This window comes from Streptomyces sp. NPDC048057 (genome assembly GCF_040653095.1).
In the GTDB taxonomy this organism is placed as follows: Bacteria; Actinomycetota; Actinomycetes; order Streptomycetales; family Streptomycetaceae; genus Streptomyces.
Window position 1 is genome coordinate 84,218 of sequence record NZ_JBEZNF010000010.1, and the last position, 16,421, is coordinate 100,638.

A 16,421-nucleotide genomic window follows, 5' to 3' on the forward strand; every position below is an offset into this window, starting at 1 on the left:
GGTGTCTGCCGGGGGCGGGGCGGGGACGTGCGCCGAGAGGGGACCGGGTGCGCCCGGGTCCCCTCACCGAATCGTCAGCCGAGGGACGCGACGGCCTCGTTGAAGGTCCGGGACGGACGCATCACGGCCGCCGCCTTCGCCGGGTCGGGCTGGAAGTAGCCGCCGATGTCGGCCGGCGAACCCTGCACCCCGAGCAGCTCGGAGACGATGGTCTCCTCCTGCTCGGACAGCGTCTTCGCGAGCGCCGTGAACGCCTCCGCGAGCTGCGCGTCGTCGGTCTGCTGGGCCAGCTCCTGCGCCCAGTACAGCGACAGGTAGAAGTGGCTGCCGCGGTTGTCGATGCCGCCGACGCGACGGGTCGGCGACTTGTCCTCGTTGAGGAAGGTGCCGGTGGCGCGGTCCAGGGTCTCGGCGAGCACCTTGGCGCGGGCGTTGCCCGTCGTGGTGGCCAGGTGCTCGAAGCTGACCGCGAGGGCCAGGAACTCGCCCAGGCTGTCCCAGCGGAGGTAGTTCTCCTTGACGAGCTGCTGGACGTGCTTGGGCGCGGAGCCGCCGGCGCCGGTCTCGAAGAGGCCGCCGCCCGCCATCAGCGGGACGACCGACAGCATCTTGGCGCTGGTGCCCAGCTCCAGGATCGGGAAGAGGTCGGTCAGGTAGTCGCGCAGCACGTTGCCGGTGACGGAGATGGTGTCCTCGCCGCGGCGGATGCGCTCCAGGGAGTAGCGGGTCGCGTCGACCGGCGCCAGGATCTCGATGGTGAGCCCGTCGGTGTCGTGCTCCGGCAGGTACTGCTTGACCTTCTCGATGAGCTGCGCGTCGTGGGCGCGGCCCTCGTCGAGCCAGAAGACGGCCGGGACGCCGGTGGCTCGGGCGCGGGTGACGGCGAGCTTGACCCAGTCCTGGATCGGCAGGTCCTTGGTCTGGCACATCCGGAAGACGTCGCCGGCGGCGACCGGCTGCTCCAGGACCGCGTTGCCGGCGGCGTCGACGACGCGGACGGTGCCCGCGGTGGCGACCTCGAAGGTCTTGTCGTGGCTGCCGTACTCCTCGGCCTTCTGGGCCATCAGGCCGACGTTCGGCACGGAGCCCATGGTGGAGGGGTCGAAGGCACCGTTGGCCCGGCAGTCGTCGATGACGACCTGGTAGACGCCGGCGTAGCTGCTGTCCGGCAGGACGGCGAGGGTGTCGGCCTCCTGGCCGTCCGGGCCCCACATGTGGCCGGAGGTGCGGATCATCGCCGGCATGGAGGCGTCGACGATGACGTCGCTGGGCACGTGGAGGTTGGTGATGCCGCGGTCGGAGTCGACCATGGCCAGCTCCGGGCCGGCGGCGATCTCGGCGTCGAAGGACGCCTTGATCGCGGCGCCCTCGGGCAGGGCCTGAAGGCCCTTGAAGATGGTGCCGAGGCCGTCGTTCGGGCTCAGACCGGCCGCGGCGAGCGCGGCGCCGTGCTCCGCGAAGGTCTGCGGGAAGAAGGCGCGCAGCACGTGGCCGAAGACGATCGGGTCGGAGACCTTCATCATCGTGGCCTTGAGGTGCACGGAGAAGAGGACGTCCTCGGCCTTGGCGCGGGAGACCTGGGCCGTGAGGAACTCGCGCAGCGCCGCGACGCGCATCACGGAGGCGTCGACGACCTCGCCGGCGAGCACGGGGACCGACTCGCGCAGCACGGTGGCGGTGCCGTCCTCGCCGACCAGCTCGATGCGGAGCGAGCCCGCCTCGGTGACGACCGCGGACTTCTCCGTGGAACGGAAGTCGTCGGCGGTCATGGTCGCGACGTTGGTCTTCGACTCCGCGGACCAGGCGCCCATGCGGTGCGGGTGGGCCTTGGCGTAGTTCTTCACCGACGCGGGGGCGCGGCGGTCGGAGTTGCCCTCGCGCAGCACCGGGTTCACGGCGCTGCCCTTGACCTTGTCGTACCGGGCGCGTACGTCGCGCTCCTCGTCCGTCTTGGGGTCGTCCGGGTAGTCGGGGAGGGCGTAGCCCTTCTCCTGGAGCTCGGCGACCGCGGCCTTGAGCTGCGGGATCGAGGCGGAGATGTTCGGCAGCTTGATGATGTTGGCGTCCGGCGTCTTGGCCAGCTCGCCCAGCTCCGCGAGGGCGTCCTCGATCCGCTGGCCCTCCTCCAGGTGCTCCGGGAAGTGGGCGATGATGCGGCCGGCCAGGGAGATGTCACGGCTCTCCACGGCGACCCCGGCGGTGGCGGCGTACGCCTTGATGACCGGCAGGAACGAATACGTCGCCAAGGCCGGGGCCTCGTCGGTGTGCGTGTAGATGATCGTTGAATCAGTCACCGGGTGCTCCGCTCCACTCCACGTCTGCAACATTGCTCGATGTCAAGATATCCGATTGCTCGATGTCAAGATATCTGGTGGTCGGCCACCTCCCGACAGGCCCCCGCCATCCGGTCCCGACCGGCCCCTGCCCTGCGTGCGGCACCGCAAGACGTGAGCTGGGTCTCCCCGCGGAGATGCCTTCATGGTTCACTGATCAAGAAAAGCTTTTGGCTCCCTGCAGGAGGCGCTTCCATGCCCGACCGTGACCCCCGGTTCGCTTCCACCGCCGACGTGCGCGCCCGAATTGACACGGGTAAGCCGCACTCGGCCCGCTTCTGGAACTACTTCGTGGGCGGCAAGGACAACTACGAGGTGGACCGGGAGATCGGGGACCACATCAAGCAGATCTTCCCGGGCCTGGTGGACGTGGCGCGCACCAGCCGGCACTTCCTGGGGCGCGCGGTGCGCCACCTGGCGACGGAGCAGGGCGTCCGCAACTTCCTGGACGTCGGCACCGGGCTGCCGACCGCCGACAACACCCACGAGGTGGCGCAGCGCGTGGCGCCCGACGCGCACATCGTGTACGTGGACAACGACCCGCTCGTCCTCGCGCACGCCCGCGCGCTGCTGACCAGCACGCCCGAGGGGAAGACGGCGTACATCGACGCCGACCTGTACTCGCCGGAGAAGATCCTCCGGGAGGCGGGCGCCACCCTGGACCTGTCCCAGCCGGTGGCCCTGATGCTGCTCAACGTGCTCGGGCACGTCGCCGACCACGAGCAGGCCAAGGCACTGGTGTCGTCGTTGATGGCGGGGCTGCCGTCGGGCAGCTTCCTGGTGATCAGCGACTCGACGGCCACCAGCGACGGGATGATCGCCGCGTCCAAGGCGTACAACGACAGCGGGGCCGTGCCCTACTACGTGCGCAGCGTGGCGGAGATCACCGGCTTCTTCGACGACCTGGAGCTGTTGGAGCCCGGGGTCGCGCAGGTCACCCGGTGGCGGGCGGAGGACGGGGCGGTGCACGAGGACGTGGACGCGTACTGCGGCGTGGCCCGCAAGCCGTAGCGCCACCGCCGTTGCACCGGGCGGGACTTCGCAGGTCGCGGGGGCCGCGAGGGGCCTTGCCACGTCCTGCTGGTGTGCATCGGCCCACAGTTGGCGAAAGGGCGCGGCGGCAACCGCCCACAGGCGTACGTCGTCGCGCCCCGGCACCTACTGAAGATGCACGAAGCGACCTCCCACGGTCTGACGCGGAGCGGGAGTTGTACGCCCTAACGTCTCTTGCATGATGCGAATCACCCGCACCGCCACGGCGGTCGCCCTCGCTTTGAGCCTCGCGCTGCCGGTCGCGGTGGCGTCCTCGGCGTCCGCCGCCGGGGCGCCCTCAGCCGCGCCGGCTGCCGAGGCCCCCCACAAGCAGGCCATGCAACTGCCGCGCCCGACCGGTCAGTACGGGGTCGGCAGCTCGGTCCTCCACCTCGTCGACCGCTCCCGCAAGGACCCCTGGGTGCCGACGGCCGACGGGCGCGAGTTGATGGTGACGGTCCACTACCCCGCGGCGCGCCGGGGCGGTGACGGTGCCCCCGCGCGGTACCTGACCACGGCGGAGGCCAAGGCCCTGGTCGAAGGGTTCGGGGTGCAGGGCGTGCCGCCTGAGGTGTTGAGCGCGACGCGGACCCACAGCCGGGTCGGGGCGCGGCCCGCGGCGGGGAAGTTCCCCCTGGTGGTGCTCTCGCCGGGCTTCGGCGCGTCCCGGTTGACGCTCACCAACGCCGCCGAGGACCTCGCCAGCCGGGGTTACGCGGTCGCTCTGGTGGACCATGCGTACGAGTCCTTCGGCACGTCGATGCCGGGCGGGCGGACACTGTCCTGCGTGGCCTGCAAGGCGCTGGACGTGGACGGGGTGCCCGCCAGCGTGGTCACCTCCACGCGCGCCAAGGACGTGTCGTTCCTGCTGGACCGGCTGACCGGGCGCCAGGCGGAGCGGCACCACCCCGCGCTGGCACAGCTGATCGACCGCCGACGGATAGGCATGGCCGGGCATTCGATCGGCGGCGCCAGTGCCGCGTCGACGATGGCGGGCGACCGGCGGGTGCTCGCCGGGGTCAACATGGACGGGGCGTTCTGGGAGGACCTGCCCCCGCAGGGGCTCGGCGGTCGTCCGTTCATGATGCTGGGCACCGACGACGACGTGCACCGGCCGGGCGGCAAGGACACCACCTGGGACCGGATGTGGCCCACGCTGGACGGCTGGAAGCGCTGGCTGACGGTGGCCGGTTCGGACCACGGCTCCTTCTCCGACTTCCCGTTGATCCTGGCGCACTTCGGGCTGCCGCAGCCGCCGCTGCCCGCCCCGCGCGCCGCTGACCTGGTGCGCACCTATCTCGCGGCCTTCTTCGACCAGCATCTGAAGGGGGTGGCGCAGCCGGTGCTGGCGGGCCCTTCGGCCCAGCATCCCGAGGTCGTGTTCCACCACCACCGGTGACGGACGCCCGCCGGCCGGTGCTCGAAGGCCGGTCAGCGGGTGATGGCTAGCCCGGGGGACGAGGACCGGCCATGGGGCCAGCGTCGACCGGTGGGCTCCTGAGGCACCGTCGAGGCACTGTCTGGGACCTCAACTCCCCTTTGGTCCAGACCTCTTGACGATAGGTCTGGACCAACCTACGTTGTGCCCAACACCCCCACGTACGTCTCCAGGCCCCCCACAGTCCCAGGAGGTGAGCGTGCTCGGCCGCATTCCCCCCACACCCCCCTTCGCCGTGTCCCGCCCCCCGTCCCCGGTCGCTCGTCGTCGACCACCCGCTGTGGGCGACCTGTGCGGACAGGAAGGGAGCACAGCATGAGAGGTCGTCTGTCCCGGCTGCTCGGAGCCGGCCTGGCCGCTGCGATCGCCGTACCCCTGCTCGCCGCGGTGGCCCCCGGCCAGGCATCCGGCGCCGATGTCACGGAGCGCACCACCGTCCTGCGCGACCGACAGGGCGCGCCCTGGGCCGCGCCGCAGAGCGCACCCGAGGTGGTGGCCCAGACCGGAGTGCGGGCCGCGGCAAGGACTTCGGCGGCGGAGACCTGTCCGGTGAAGTCCAAGCCCACCGGCAAGGTGCTGCACGGCTACTGGGAGAACTGGGACGGCGCCGCCAACGGCGTCCACCCGCCGCTCGGCTGGGTCCCGATCACCGACTCCCGCATCCGGGCCCACGGCTACAACGTGCTCAACGCCGCCTTCCCCGTCATCCGCTCGGACGGCACCGTGCTGTGGGAAGACGGCATGGACAACACCGTCAAGGTCGCCACCCCGGCCGAGATGTGCCAGGCCAAGGCGGACGGCATGACCATCCTGATGTCCATCGGCGGCGCCGCGGCCGGCATCGACCTGAGCTCCAGCGCGGTCGCCGACCGGTTCGTGGCCACCGTCGTCCCCCTGTTGAAGAAGTACAACTTCGACGGGATCGACATCGACATCGAGACCGGTCTGGTCGGCAGCGGCAACATCAACCAGCTCTCCGCCTCCCAGGCGAACCTGATCCGCATCATCGACGGCGTGCTCGCCCAGATGCCGCCGAACTTCGGCCTGACCATGGCCCCCGAGACGGCGTACGTCACCGGCGGCAGCGTCGTGTACGGCTCGATCTGGGGCTCGTACCTGCCGATCATCAAGAAGTACGCGGACAACGGCCGGCTGTGGTGGCTCAACATGCAGTACTACAACGGAAGTTACTACGGCTGCTCCGGCGACTCCTACCAGGCCGGCACGGTCGAGGGCTTCCGGGCGCAGACCGACTGCCTCAACCGCGGGCTGGTCATCCAGGGCACCACGATCCGGGTTCCGTACGACAAGCAGGTCCCGGGGCTGCCCGCCCAGCAGGGCGCCGGCGGCGGCTACATGCCGCCGAGCCTGGTCTCCCAGGCGTGGAACAGCTACGGCGGATCCCTCAAGGGCCTGATGACCTGGTCCCTGAACTGGGACGGATCCCGGAACTGGACCTTCGGCAACAACGTCAAGGCGCTCCAGGGCCGCTAGGGCGCGCATGTGAGGGATCGCTGAACCGGTGGGCCGTCCTCGCTCTGGGGGCCGGGCGGCCCACCACCCTCCCCCGTCGCCCTCGGCGGTCGCGTCCACGGGCGCGCCTGCCGCGGCCCGGCGCTCCCAGGCCGCACCATGGGCGCGATGAGTGCATGGGAACCGGTGCTGGTCCTGCTGGGCGTCGTCGCGGCGGGCGTCGCGCTCCTGTACGGCGGGGGCGCCTGGCTCGCCGTCGTGCGCCGGCCACTGGTGGCGGACCCCTTCAGCGGCGGGCTCGCGCCGCGTGAGCACGCCTTCTCGCGCTACCACGCGCGCTGGTACCCCGTCACGATGGTCTTCCTCGCCTTCGACATGGAGATGTTGTTCATGTACCCGTGGGCGACGGTCGTCGCCGACGTGGGGACGAGCGCGGTGGTGGAGATGTTCCTCTTCCTCGGCATCCTGTTCGCCGCCGTCTCCTACGCCTGGCGCGAGGGGGCGTTCCGATGGGCCTGAGGGCCGCGCTGCGGCGGGCGGCCGTGGCCCGGCCGGGCGTTCTGCTGGTGGCCCGACCCGGTGCGACCGCCGTGCGGTTGGCGGCGGAGGCCGAGGTCCACCGGCGCGGCTGGCCGCGGGTCGCGGCGCCGGCCGCGGCCAATCTGCTGGTGGTCGCCGGCGACGGCGCGGGCGGGGACGACTGGGTGGAGGCGGTGTGGCGGCAGGTGCCCGCGCCCCGGGCGAGGGTCGTCCTCCCGACGCCCTCATCCGTAGCAGCGCAGTTGGACGCGGGGGCGGCGCTGCTGACGCAGGTACCGGCGCCGCCCGACTCGTACGCCCTCACAGGACTCAAGGAACCCGAGGAGCCCAAAGGTCCGAACGGCGCCGAGCGGTCGATGGCCGACCGGGCGGACGACCGCGACGGACTGCGGCTGGACCTGCTCCACCTCCCCCTCGGACCCGCCCTCACCGACTGGCCGTGCGGACTGGTGCTGGACACCGCGCTCCAGGGCGACGTCGTCCAGCGCGCCGACGTGCGCTGTCTCCCCGCCCCCGAGGGGACGGAGCCGTACTGGAACGAGCCCTGGCTACGGGCGCTGCGCGGACAGGCCGTCACACGGGACGAGGCGGCCCGGCGCCGCTGCGCGGCGCACCTCGACAGCCTCGGCCGCTTCCTCGCCGTCAGCGGTTGGCCGGCCGCCGCCGCGAGCGCCCGCCGGCTGCGGGACGGCGTCCTTGCGGGCAGCACACCGGACCCGGGGCCGTTCGTCCGCCGGGTCGCCCGCTCCCGGACGCTGCGCTGGCTGACCGCCGGACTCGGCCCGTTGCCGTCCTTGCGCGCCCATCAGCTGGGGGTGACGGGACCGGCCCTGGTCGCCGACGGGGACGCCCTCGACCGCGTCCACGTCTGGCTCGACGACGTCGTCCGCAGCGCCGCCGACTTCGGCGACCTCCGGCCGCTGCCCCGCACCGACGCGCTCGGGCCCCGCGGCAGGGTGGACCGCCCGCAGCCGCCGTCCGCCGCACTGCTGCTGGCGCTTGAGCACCTGCTGCCCGGGGCGGAGTTCGCCGCGGCCCGGTTGATCGTCGCCAGCCTCGACCCGGACGTCGACGAGTTGGCGCAGTCGGCGCAGGTCGCCCGTGGCTGACGTCGCGCCCCTGTGGGCGACCGTGGTGCTGCCCTTCGCCCTGACGGGCGCCGCACTGGCCACCGCCGCCTTCCACTCGGTGCTCGCCGGCCGCCCGACCTCGACCCGGGCCCTCGCGCGCCACGCCGCCGCGCCCGTACGAGAGGGGCTGCGGCTGCTCGTGCAGCAGCCGCGCCGCACGCCCGCCGCCGACACCGTGCTGCTGCGGGTCGGCGTGGTGTTGGTGCCGGTGGCTGCGGTGCTCGCCGGGGCCGTCCTGCCGCTGGGCGCCACCGCCGTCGCCGATCCGTCCGTCGGCGTGGTGTGGTTCAACGCGATGGAGGCGCTGGCCTGGGCCGCGGTGTGGCTGGCGGGCTGGGGGCCGAACTCGGCGCTGGCGCTGATCGGCGGCTACCGGTTCCTGGCGCAGGGGCTGGCGTACGAACTGCCGCACATGTTCGCCCTCACCACGGCCGCACTGGGCGCCCAGTCGCTGCGCGTGGGGGACGTCGTCGACGCCCAGGAGTCGCTGTGGTTCGTGGTGTGGATGCCGGTGGCGTTCGCGGTCTATCTCGCCAGTGCCCTCGCGATGTCGTTCTGGGGGCCGTTCGACCGGCCGACCGGGGGCGACGTGGCGGGCGGCGTCGCGGCCGAGCTGTCCGGGGCGGACCGACTGGCGTTGTTGGGCGGCCGGTGGCTGCTGCTGGTGGTCACCGCGTCGTTCTCGGTGCCGCTGTTCCTCGGTGGCGGTCACGGGCCCTGGCTGCCGGGGTGGGCCTGGACGCTGGTGAAGACGGCGGTCGTCCTCGCGGTGCTGGGCGCGGTGCGGGAGCGGCTGCCGGCGCTGCGGATGGACCGGTACGTGGAGCTGGCCTGGTTGGTGCTGGTGCCGCTGGTGCTGCTCCAGGCCCTGGTGGTCGCCGTCCTGGTGCTGGTCCCGTGACGGCGTCCTGGGGCCCGGGCCCGGGAGGGCGGTGAGGTGAGGTGACGGTGATCGACGTCGTCTTCTGGGTGTTCGCTGCCGTCGCGGTCGTCGCCGCGGTGTGGGTGTTCCGCTTCGACTCGATGGCCCGGGCCACCTATGCGCTGCTGACCTCGCTGCTGTGCACGGGCGGCGTGGTGGTGCTGCTGGGCCTGGACTACCTGGGCGTGGTGATCGTGCTGATGATGACCGTCGAGATGGCCCTGATGGCGGTCTTCATGGTGATGTTCATGATGAACCCGGCCGGTCTGATGCCGATGACGATGGTGCACAACACCCGGGGCGCCGCCGTGATCTGCACGGCGCTGTTCGCCGCCCTCGCCGCCGCCGTCGTCCTGACGCCCTGGCCGAAGCGGCGCGGCCGGCCGCCGGCCGATGCGACCGAGCAACTGGGGCTCTCTCTGATGGGCCCTCAGATGTTGACGATGATGACGCTCGGGATGGCGCTGTTCGCCGCCATCGTCGGCACGGTGGTACTGGCGACCCGGCGCGGTCGGTACGACCGCTACGGCGACGACCTGTCCGCGGCCCGGGCGGCGGACCCCGCGCCGGGCGGGGTGGGCCGATGAGTCTGGAAGCGGTCCTGCTGCTCGCCGCCGCGCTGCTCGCGGTGGGGCTGTTCGGCGCACTGACCCAGCAGTCCGTGGTGATGTTGATGATGGGTCTGGAGCTGATGCTGGGCGGGGTGATCGTGGCCGCCGCCGGCGTGTGGCGGTACGTCGCCCCGGCGTCCGCGGACGGCCAGGTGCTGGTGGTGCTCGCGGTGACCGTGATGGCCGTGGAGATGGCGATCGGCTTCGCCGTGGTCACCGCGCTCTTCCGGGCCCGCGAGGTCGACGTCACCGACGGTGCGACGGAGCTGCGGGGGTGAGCGGGCTCCTGTGGGCGCTGATCGGCCTGCCGCTGGGCGGCGGGGCGCTGTTGGCGTGCGCGGGGCGCCGCGCCGACCGGTTCGCCGCCCCCGCCGCCGTGGCACTGGGCACCGTCGACCTCGGCCTCGCCTGCGCGGCTGCCGTCACCCGGCCCGAGGCCCGAGGCCCGCTGCTGGCGGGGCTGCCGTTCCACCTGCGCGTCGACGGGCTGTCCGCGCTGCTCGTGGTGACCGTCACGGCCGTGGCCGCCGTCGTCCTGCTCTTCAGCGTCTGGAGCATCGGGCCCGGCGAGGCCCGGGCCCGCTTCTTCGGGCTGATGCTGCTCTTCAGCGGCGCGATGCTGACCACGGTCACCGCCGTCGACCTGCTCACCCTGCTGATGGGGTGGGAGGCGATGGGGGCGGTGTCCTGGGCGCTGATCGGCTACTGGTGGCGGGAGCCGGTCAGGGTGCGGGCCGCGGGCACGGCGTTCCTCACGACCCGGGCCGCCGACGTCGGGCTGTACGTGGCGGCGGGCGCGGCGCTCGCCGGCGTGCCGTCCGGCTCGCTCGCGCTGGACCGCCTGCACGAGGCGGGCGGGCCCTGGCTGTCGGTGGTCTGCGCCGGGGTGGTGGTGGCCGCCCTCGGCAAGTCGGCCCAGCTCCCGTTCAGCCACTGGCTCTCGCGCGCCATGCAGGGCCCGAGCCCGGTCTCCGCGCTGCTGCACTCCGCGACGATGGTGGTGGCGGGGGCGTATCTGCTGCTGCGGCTGGAGCCGCTGCTCCGCGCGTCGGGCTGGGGTGCGCCGCTCGTCGCGTGGACCGGTGCCGCGACCGCCCTCGCCCTGGGGCTGGTGGCGGTGGCGCAGCGGGACCTCAAGCAACTGCTGGCCGCCTCCAGTTGTGCCCAGATCGGCTTCATGGTGCTGGCGGCGGGGGCCGGGGGCCTCGCCGGGGGCACGCTGCAACTGATGGCGCACGCCGCGGCCAAGAGCCTCGCGTTCCTCGTCGCGGGCGCGTGGTTGGCGTTGCTCGGCACCCAGGTGCTGCCGGCGCTGCGGGGCGCCGCACGGGCGGACCGCGCCACGGGTGCGGCCTTCGTCGTCGCGGCCCTCACGCTGGCCGGGCTGCCGCCGCTCGCCCTGTGGGCGGCGAAGGACCTGGTGCTCGCGGCAGCGGCGCAGCACGGGCCGTGGTTGTACGCCACGGGACTGGCCGCCGCCGTGGTCTCCGCGGTGTACGCGACCAGGGCGCTGTGGTTCGTCCTCGTCGGGGAGCGTCGACGGGCGGGGGCGCCGCCGCTCTTCGCCCGGCTCGCCCTGGTGCCGCTCGCGGCGGCCTGTCCGCTGCTGACGTTCGTCGCCTTCCCGCCGCTGCGCGACGCGTTCGTCCGGGTGCTGGGCGCCGGTCCGCAGGTCGAGCCGCACGCCGGGGAGTTCGTGCTCTCCGGCGCGCTGGCCCTTCTCGCCTCCGCCGTCTGCTGGCGGTGGGGGGCGGCCGGGGCGCCGCTGCCGCAGCCGGTGCGCGCCTGGTTCGCCGGTTGGCTGGGGCTCGCGACCGCCGTGCGCCTGCTGGTGGTGCGGCCCGTGCTGGCGACGGCCGGAGCGCTGGCCGCGTTCGACGACCGGGTGCTCCACCGGGCGGTCACGGCGTCGGCGCGGGGGGCGGTGCGGCTGGCCCGTTGGGTCGACGCGGCCCTGGAGCGCCGGGTGGACGGAGCCGTCCACGGCATCGCGGGCGCCACCGCGCGCCTCGGCCGCCTCGCCCGCCGGCCCCAGACCGGTCAGGTCCACCAGTACCTCGCCCAGGCGGTGTCCGCGTTCGCGGTGCTCTCCGTCGTCCTCGTCCTCTTCGCCGTCCTCGCCGGATCGGGGTGATGCCCGCGTGCTCACCGTCCTCGTCCTCTTGCCGACCGCCGTGGCGGCGGCCTCGCTGTGCCTGCCGCGCCGCACGCCGCAGCGGGTGTTCCCGCTGGTGTGGACGGTCACGGCCGCGGTCGAGTTGGCGCTGGCGCTGGTCCTGTGGGCGGGGTACGGCCCGGGCGGCGGCATCCAGCACGAGACACGGGTGCGGTGGATCCCGAGCGTCGGCATCGGCTACCACGTCGGGCTCGACGGGCTCTCGCTGCCGCTGGTGGCGCTGACGTGCGTGCTCTTCCTGGCGTGCGCGGTGTACGCGCTGCACGAGCGGCGGCGGGCACGGGAGTTCGCCGCGCTCTTCCTCTTCCTCCAGACCACCTGCCTCGGCCTCTTCGCGGCCCTGGACCTGATCCTGTTCTTCGTCTTCTTCGACCTGTCTATCGTGGCGATGTACTTCGTCATCGCGGGCTGGGGGCACCGGGGCGCGGCGCGGGCCGCGCTCCAGTTCTTCCTGTACACCTTCGTCGGCTCGCTGGCGCTGCTGCTGGGGTTCATCGGGCTGTACCTGGCGGCGGCGCCGCACACCTTCGACATGGTGGACCTGACGCGGCAGAACCCGCTGCCGGGCGCGGGGGCGTACGCCACGCTCGTGCTGCTGGCGGTCGGGGTGGGGCTCGCGGTCAAGACGCCGACGGTGCCGTTCCACACCTGGCTGCCGCCGGCGCACACCGAGGCGCCCGCCGCGGGGTCGGCGATCCTCGCGGGGGTGCTGCTGAAGATGGGCACGTACGGCTTCCTGCGCATCGTGGTGCCGCTGCTGCCGGGTGCCCTGCGGGCGTACGCGCTCGTCTTCGTCGCGGTCGGCGTGGTGTCGGTGCTGTACGGGGCGCTGGTGGCGCTGGCGCAGCGGGACTTCAAGCGGATGGTGGCGTACACCTCGGTCAACCACATGGGGTACGTCGTGCTGGCGGTCGGTGCGGCGGCGGCCGTCTCCGCCCCCGGGCAGGGCGCCCGGCACCTCGCGGTGACCGGGTCGGTGGTGCAGATGGTCAGTCACGGGCTGCTCACCGGGGCGCTGTTCCTGCTCACGGGGGTGCTGTACGAGCGGGGGCGCACCCATGACATGGCCGCGTACTCGGGGCTCGCGGGCCCGGCGCCGGTGTTCGCGGCGCTGACGGGCGCGGCGGCCTTCGCCTCGCTGGGGCTGCCCGGGTTCTCCGGTTTCATCGCGGAGTTCCAGATCCTGGCGGGCAGCCTGGGGCCGCGGCCGGTGGCGACCGTGCTCGCGGCGTTGGGGATCGCCCTGACCGCGGGGCTGCTGTTGCGGGCGGTGCAGCGGATCCTGCTCGGTCCGCTGCGGCTGCCGCGCGCGCCCGGTGCCGCCCGGCCCTTCGGTGACCTGCGGGCCCACGAGGTGGGGTCGATCGCGCCGCTGCTGGTGCTCGCGGTGGTCATCGGGGTGGCACCGCGCTTCTTGTTGGACGTGGTGGAGCCGGCGTCCCGGGCCGTGTTGATGCTGGTGGCGCGGTGAGCGGCGCCCTTGACGCGCTGGGCGCTGCGGGTGCGATCGCGATGGCCGGCATGGAGGAGAACCCGCTCGACCTGCTGCCGGAGGTGTTGTTGGCGGCCTCCGCCGTCGGGGGGCTGCTCCTGGGGTGCTGGCTGCCGCGGGCCCGGCAGTGGCCGGTGGCGGCGTTGGGTTACGGGGCCGCCGCGGCGGGGATCGTGGCCGCGGCGCTCCAGCCGCCGGGCCCCGCCTTCGGCGGCGCGTTCGTGGTGGACGACGTGACCTCGGCGAGCCGGATCATCGTCCTCGGCGGGCTGCTGGTCGTCCTGGCGCTCGGCGTCCGTCCGCTGGCGGGGCACCCGCGGCAGAGCGAGTACGCGGTGCTGCTGCAACTCGCCTCGTTGGGCGCCCTGTTGTTGGCGGGGAGCGCGGACCTGCTGTTGCTGGCCGCCGCGTACTTGCTGGCGAGCGTCCCCTCGTACGTGCTCGCCGGCTTCGGCAAGGACGCGGCGGGCACCGAGGCGGCGATGAAGTACTACGTGGTGGGGGCGCTGCTCGGAATCGTGATGCTGGGCGGGATCACGCTGCTGTACGCAGCCGCCCGCGGGGTCGGCTACCCCGCCCTGCGGGCGGAGTTGCCGGGCGGGCCGCTGGCGCTGGCGACGGTGGGCGTCGTCGCGGTGACGGCGGGGCTGCTGTTCAAGGCCGGGGGCGTGCCGGGGCACTTCTGGGTGCCGGACGCGGTCCAGGGCAGTGCGGCGCCGGTGGCCGCGTTCTTGACCACGGTGCCGAAGGTGGCGGCGCTCGCGGCGCTGTACCGGCTGGGGGCGGAGGCGGTCGCCGGGGCGGAGGTGCCCTGGGCGGCGCTGGTGGCCGTGGTCTCGGCGGCGTCGATGACGCTCGGCAATCTGGCGGCCTTCTTCCAGCAGGACGTCCGGCGGCTGCTGGCGTACTCGACGATCAGTCAGGTCGGTTATCTGCTGCTGCCGGTGGCGGTGGTGGGGCGCACGGGGCTGGCGCAGCCGGCGTTGCTCTTCTATCTGGCGGCGTACGCGCTGACGAACCTGGGGGCGTTCGCCGTGGTGTGCGCGGTGCCGGGGCGGCGCACGATCGACGCGTACCGGGGGCTCGGGCGGCGCAGTCCCGCGCTCGTGGGCGCGCTCGCGGTCTGTCTGCTGGGGCTGGTGGGGACGCCGCCGACCGCGGTGTTCCTCGGCAAGGTGACCGCGTTCAGCGCGGCCGTGGACGGGGGCTTCGCCTGGCTCGCGGTGGTGGCCGCGGCGAACACGGTGGCGTCGCTCTTCTACTACCTGCGGTGGATCGCGCCGACGGTGGCGACCTTCCGTGGGCCCGGGCCGGCCGGCGCGGCGGGCGCTGCGGGCCTCGTCCGGCCGGCCGCGGTCACCGCGTACGCGGCGGCGGCCGGCTCGGTGGCGCTGGGGCTCGTGGGAGGGCCCGTCCTGGCGTTGCTGGAGGGTTCCTGACGCAGGTCCCGGGTTCGGGGTTGACAGCGGACCTGGACCATCTCCCCTGATGGAATATTGGTCCAGACCTTTACGAGGGCGCCGATCGCCTTATAGCGTGTTCGCTGGTGAAACATCCCCCACAAGTTTCATCAACCCCCCACAAGGAGTTATGCGTTGACTGGCATCCTCGATGCCGCCCTGTGTCGTTACCGACGGCACAGCACCACCATCCTCCGGGTCTCGGTCGGACTGGTCTTCGTCTGGTTCGGCGTCACGAAGTTCGTCCCGGGCGCCAGTCCGGCGCAGGACGTCGCCACGCAGACGATGGACGTCCTTGCCTTCGGCATGGTGCCCCCGGGGACCTCCCGTCCCCTCCTGGCGCTCTTCGAGACCGCGATCGGCCTCGGGCTGGTCACCGGAGTGCTGTTGCGGCTGGTGTTGGCGGCCTTCTTCCTGCACATGGGCGGAGTCTTCTCCGCCCTGCTCATCCTCCCGGACCAGATGTGGAGCGCTCAGGTGCCGGCCCCGACGATGGAGGGGCAGTACATCATCAAGAACGTGGTGCTGATAGCCGCTTGTCTGGCCGTGGCCGCCGACGACGGCCGCCGGTCGGTCGTGCGGCGCGGCAGACACCGGGGTGACGCACCCCGGCCGCACGGCGCCGCCCCAGGGAATCAATGCTGGTCCTCGCCCGGTTGCAACGGAGGTGATCTGTCGATCACGTCCATGGACGAACCGAGGAAGGGCGAGGCGCACGATGGAGCGAATGCGTGCTGTGCTGCATGCGGGGACGAGCGGGCTCTCCGGGGTGACGGTCGCGGAACGGTCCGTTCCGTCGGTCGGCCCGGGCGAAGCGCTCATCCGGCTGCGGGCAGCCGGGCTCAACCACCGCGACCTGTTCGTGGCGGAGGGCCGCTCTCCGGCTGACGCGCCCCTGGTGCTGGGTGCCGACGGCGCCGGAGTCGTGGCGGCCGTGGGCACCGGCACCGAGCTGGCGGTGGGCGACGAGGTGATCGTCGACCCCACCGTCGGCTGGGAGCGCGCGGCCGAGGTGCCCGAGCTGCCCGAGATCCTGGGCGGCCCGCGCCACGGCACGTTCGCCCAGTACGTGGTCGTACCGGCGCGCAATGCCCTGCCGAAGCCCGGTCACCTCGACTGGGCCGAGGCAGCGGCGCTGCCGCTCGCGGCGGTCACGGCCTACCGGGCGCTGTTCACCCGGGGCGGGCTGCGCGCCGGGGAGCACGTCCTGCTGCCCGGCATCGGCGGCGGGGTCGCGACGTTCGCACTGGCGATGGCGAAGGCGGTCGGGGCCCGGGTGAGCGTCACCTCCCGGAGCGGCCAGAAGCTGCGGCGCGCCCGTGACCTGGGCGCCGACCAGGCGCTGGACAGCGGGGCGGACTGGGGCGCGGAGCTGGGCCGGTCCGTGGACCTGGTCGTCGACAGCGTGGGCTCCGCGACCTTCGACGCCGCCCTCGGCACGCTGCGCGCCGGGGGCCGACTGGTCACCCTGGGCGCCACGACGGGCCCGGACGTCGCGGTGTCGCTGCGGGAGCTGTTCTTCCGGCAGATCAGCCTGATCGGCACCTCGATGGGCAGCGCCGAGGAGTTCGCGGCCATGCTGCGGCTGGTCGACGAGCACCGCATCCGACCGGTGGTGCACGGGGCCTTCCCGCTGGCCGAGGGGCCGCGGGCGCTGGCCGCGCTGGCGCAGGGCAACCAGTTCGGCAAGCTCGTGCTGACGATCGACTGAGGCCCCCCGGGCGCACCGCGGGCACCCACCCGAACGGTCCGCCGCGCTTGCCGGCTCACCCGTCCGCGCGAATGCTGGCGGATACCCCTGTGCGGGGAGGAGG

Annotated in this window: 14 protein-coding genes; 13 read left to right on the plus strand and 1 reads right to left on the minus strand. The window is 73.2% G+C overall.

The features are described from left to right. Positions 1 to 74: 74 nt before the first annotated feature. Positions 75 to 2,294, minus strand: a complete 2,220-nt coding sequence (locus AB0E05_RS13940) for an NADP-dependent isocitrate dehydrogenase (protein WP_361962781.1) — start codon at positions 2,292 to 2,294, stop codon at positions 75 to 77. Between the two features lie 234 nt (positions 2,295 to 2,528). Between AB0E05_RS13940 and AB0E05_RS13945 the strand changes: the two genes are divergently transcribed. From AB0E05_RS13945 to AB0E05_RS14005, 13 genes are all read left to right on the plus strand, one after another. After that, entirely contained in the window at positions 2,529 to 3,344 is an 816-nt protein-coding gene (locus tag AB0E05_RS13945) for an SAM-dependent methyltransferase (protein ID WP_361962783.1), read from the plus strand. Between the two features lie 220 nt (positions 3,345 to 3,564). Continuing rightward, positions 3,565 to 4,764: an alpha/beta hydrolase gene (locus AB0E05_RS13950; RefSeq protein ID WP_361962785.1), complete on the plus strand. Its 1,200-nt coding sequence runs from the start codon at positions 3,565 to 3,567 to the stop codon at positions 4,762 to 4,764. A gap of 354 nt (positions 4,765 to 5,118) precedes the next feature. Continuing rightward, entirely contained in the window at positions 5,119 to 6,297 is a 1,179-nt protein-coding gene (locus AB0E05_RS13955) for a chitinase (protein WP_361962787.1), read from the plus strand. A 147-nt stretch (positions 6,298 to 6,444) separates the two neighbouring features. After that, entirely contained in the window at positions 6,445 to 6,795 is a 351-nt protein-coding gene (locus tag AB0E05_RS13960) for an NADH-quinone oxidoreductase subunit A (protein ID WP_361962789.1), read from the plus strand. Continuing rightward, a complete protein-coding gene (locus tag AB0E05_RS13965; RefSeq protein WP_361962791.1) occupies positions 6,786 to 7,925 on the plus strand; it encodes a hypothetical protein in 1,140 nt (379 codons plus the stop codon). Before AB0E05_RS13960 ends, AB0E05_RS13965 begins: the two co-directional genes overlap by 10 nt. After that, on the plus strand, positions 7,918 to 8,847 hold the full coding sequence (locus AB0E05_RS13970) for an NADH-quinone oxidoreductase subunit H (RefSeq protein WP_361962793.1): 930 nt from the start codon (positions 7,918 to 7,920) through the stop codon (positions 8,845 to 8,847). Before AB0E05_RS13965 ends, AB0E05_RS13970 begins: the two co-directional genes overlap by 8 nt. Before the next feature lie 41 nt (positions 8,848 to 8,888). Next, positions 8,889 to 9,455, plus strand: coding sequence for an NADH-quinone oxidoreductase subunit J (locus tag AB0E05_RS13975; RefSeq protein WP_361962795.1), 567 nt, complete (start codon positions 8,889 to 8,891; stop codon positions 9,453 to 9,455). Then, positions 9,452 to 9,757: an NADH-quinone oxidoreductase subunit NuoK gene (gene nuoK / locus AB0E05_RS13980; protein WP_361962797.1), complete on the plus strand. Its 306-nt coding sequence runs from the start codon at positions 9,452 to 9,454 to the stop codon at positions 9,755 to 9,757. Before AB0E05_RS13975 ends, nuoK begins: the two co-directional genes overlap by 4 nt. Further along, positions 9,754 to 11,613, plus strand: a complete 1,860-nt coding sequence (locus AB0E05_RS13985) for a proton-conducting transporter membrane subunit (RefSeq protein ID WP_361962799.1) — start codon at positions 9,754 to 9,756, stop codon at positions 11,611 to 11,613. The genes nuoK and AB0E05_RS13985 overlap by 4 nt, the downstream gene beginning before the upstream one ends. A 7-nt stretch (positions 11,614 to 11,620) precedes the next feature. Beyond that, the gene (locus AB0E05_RS13990; protein WP_361962801.1) at positions 11,621 to 13,126 is read left to right on the plus strand and encodes an NADH-quinone oxidoreductase subunit M; all 1,506 of its coding nucleotides are present in this window, start codon (positions 11,621 to 11,623) and stop codon (positions 13,124 to 13,126) included. Between the two features lie 41 nt (positions 13,127 to 13,167). Continuing rightward, the gene (locus AB0E05_RS13995; protein ID WP_361963046.1) at positions 13,168 to 14,586 is read left to right on the plus strand and encodes an NADH-quinone oxidoreductase subunit N; all 1,419 of its coding nucleotides are present in this window, start codon (positions 13,168 to 13,170) and stop codon (positions 14,584 to 14,586) included. A 156-nt stretch (positions 14,587 to 14,742) separates the two neighbouring features. Continuing rightward, entirely contained in the window at positions 14,743 to 15,495 is a 753-nt protein-coding gene (locus AB0E05_RS14000) for a DoxX family membrane protein (protein ID WP_361962803.1), read from the plus strand. Then, positions 15,377 to 16,318, plus strand: a complete 942-nt coding sequence (locus tag AB0E05_RS14005; RefSeq protein WP_361963048.1) for a zinc-binding dehydrogenase — start codon at positions 15,377 to 15,379, stop codon at positions 16,316 to 16,318. Before AB0E05_RS14000 ends, AB0E05_RS14005 begins: the two co-directional genes overlap by 119 nt. Positions 16,319 to 16,421: the final 103 nt, after the last annotated feature.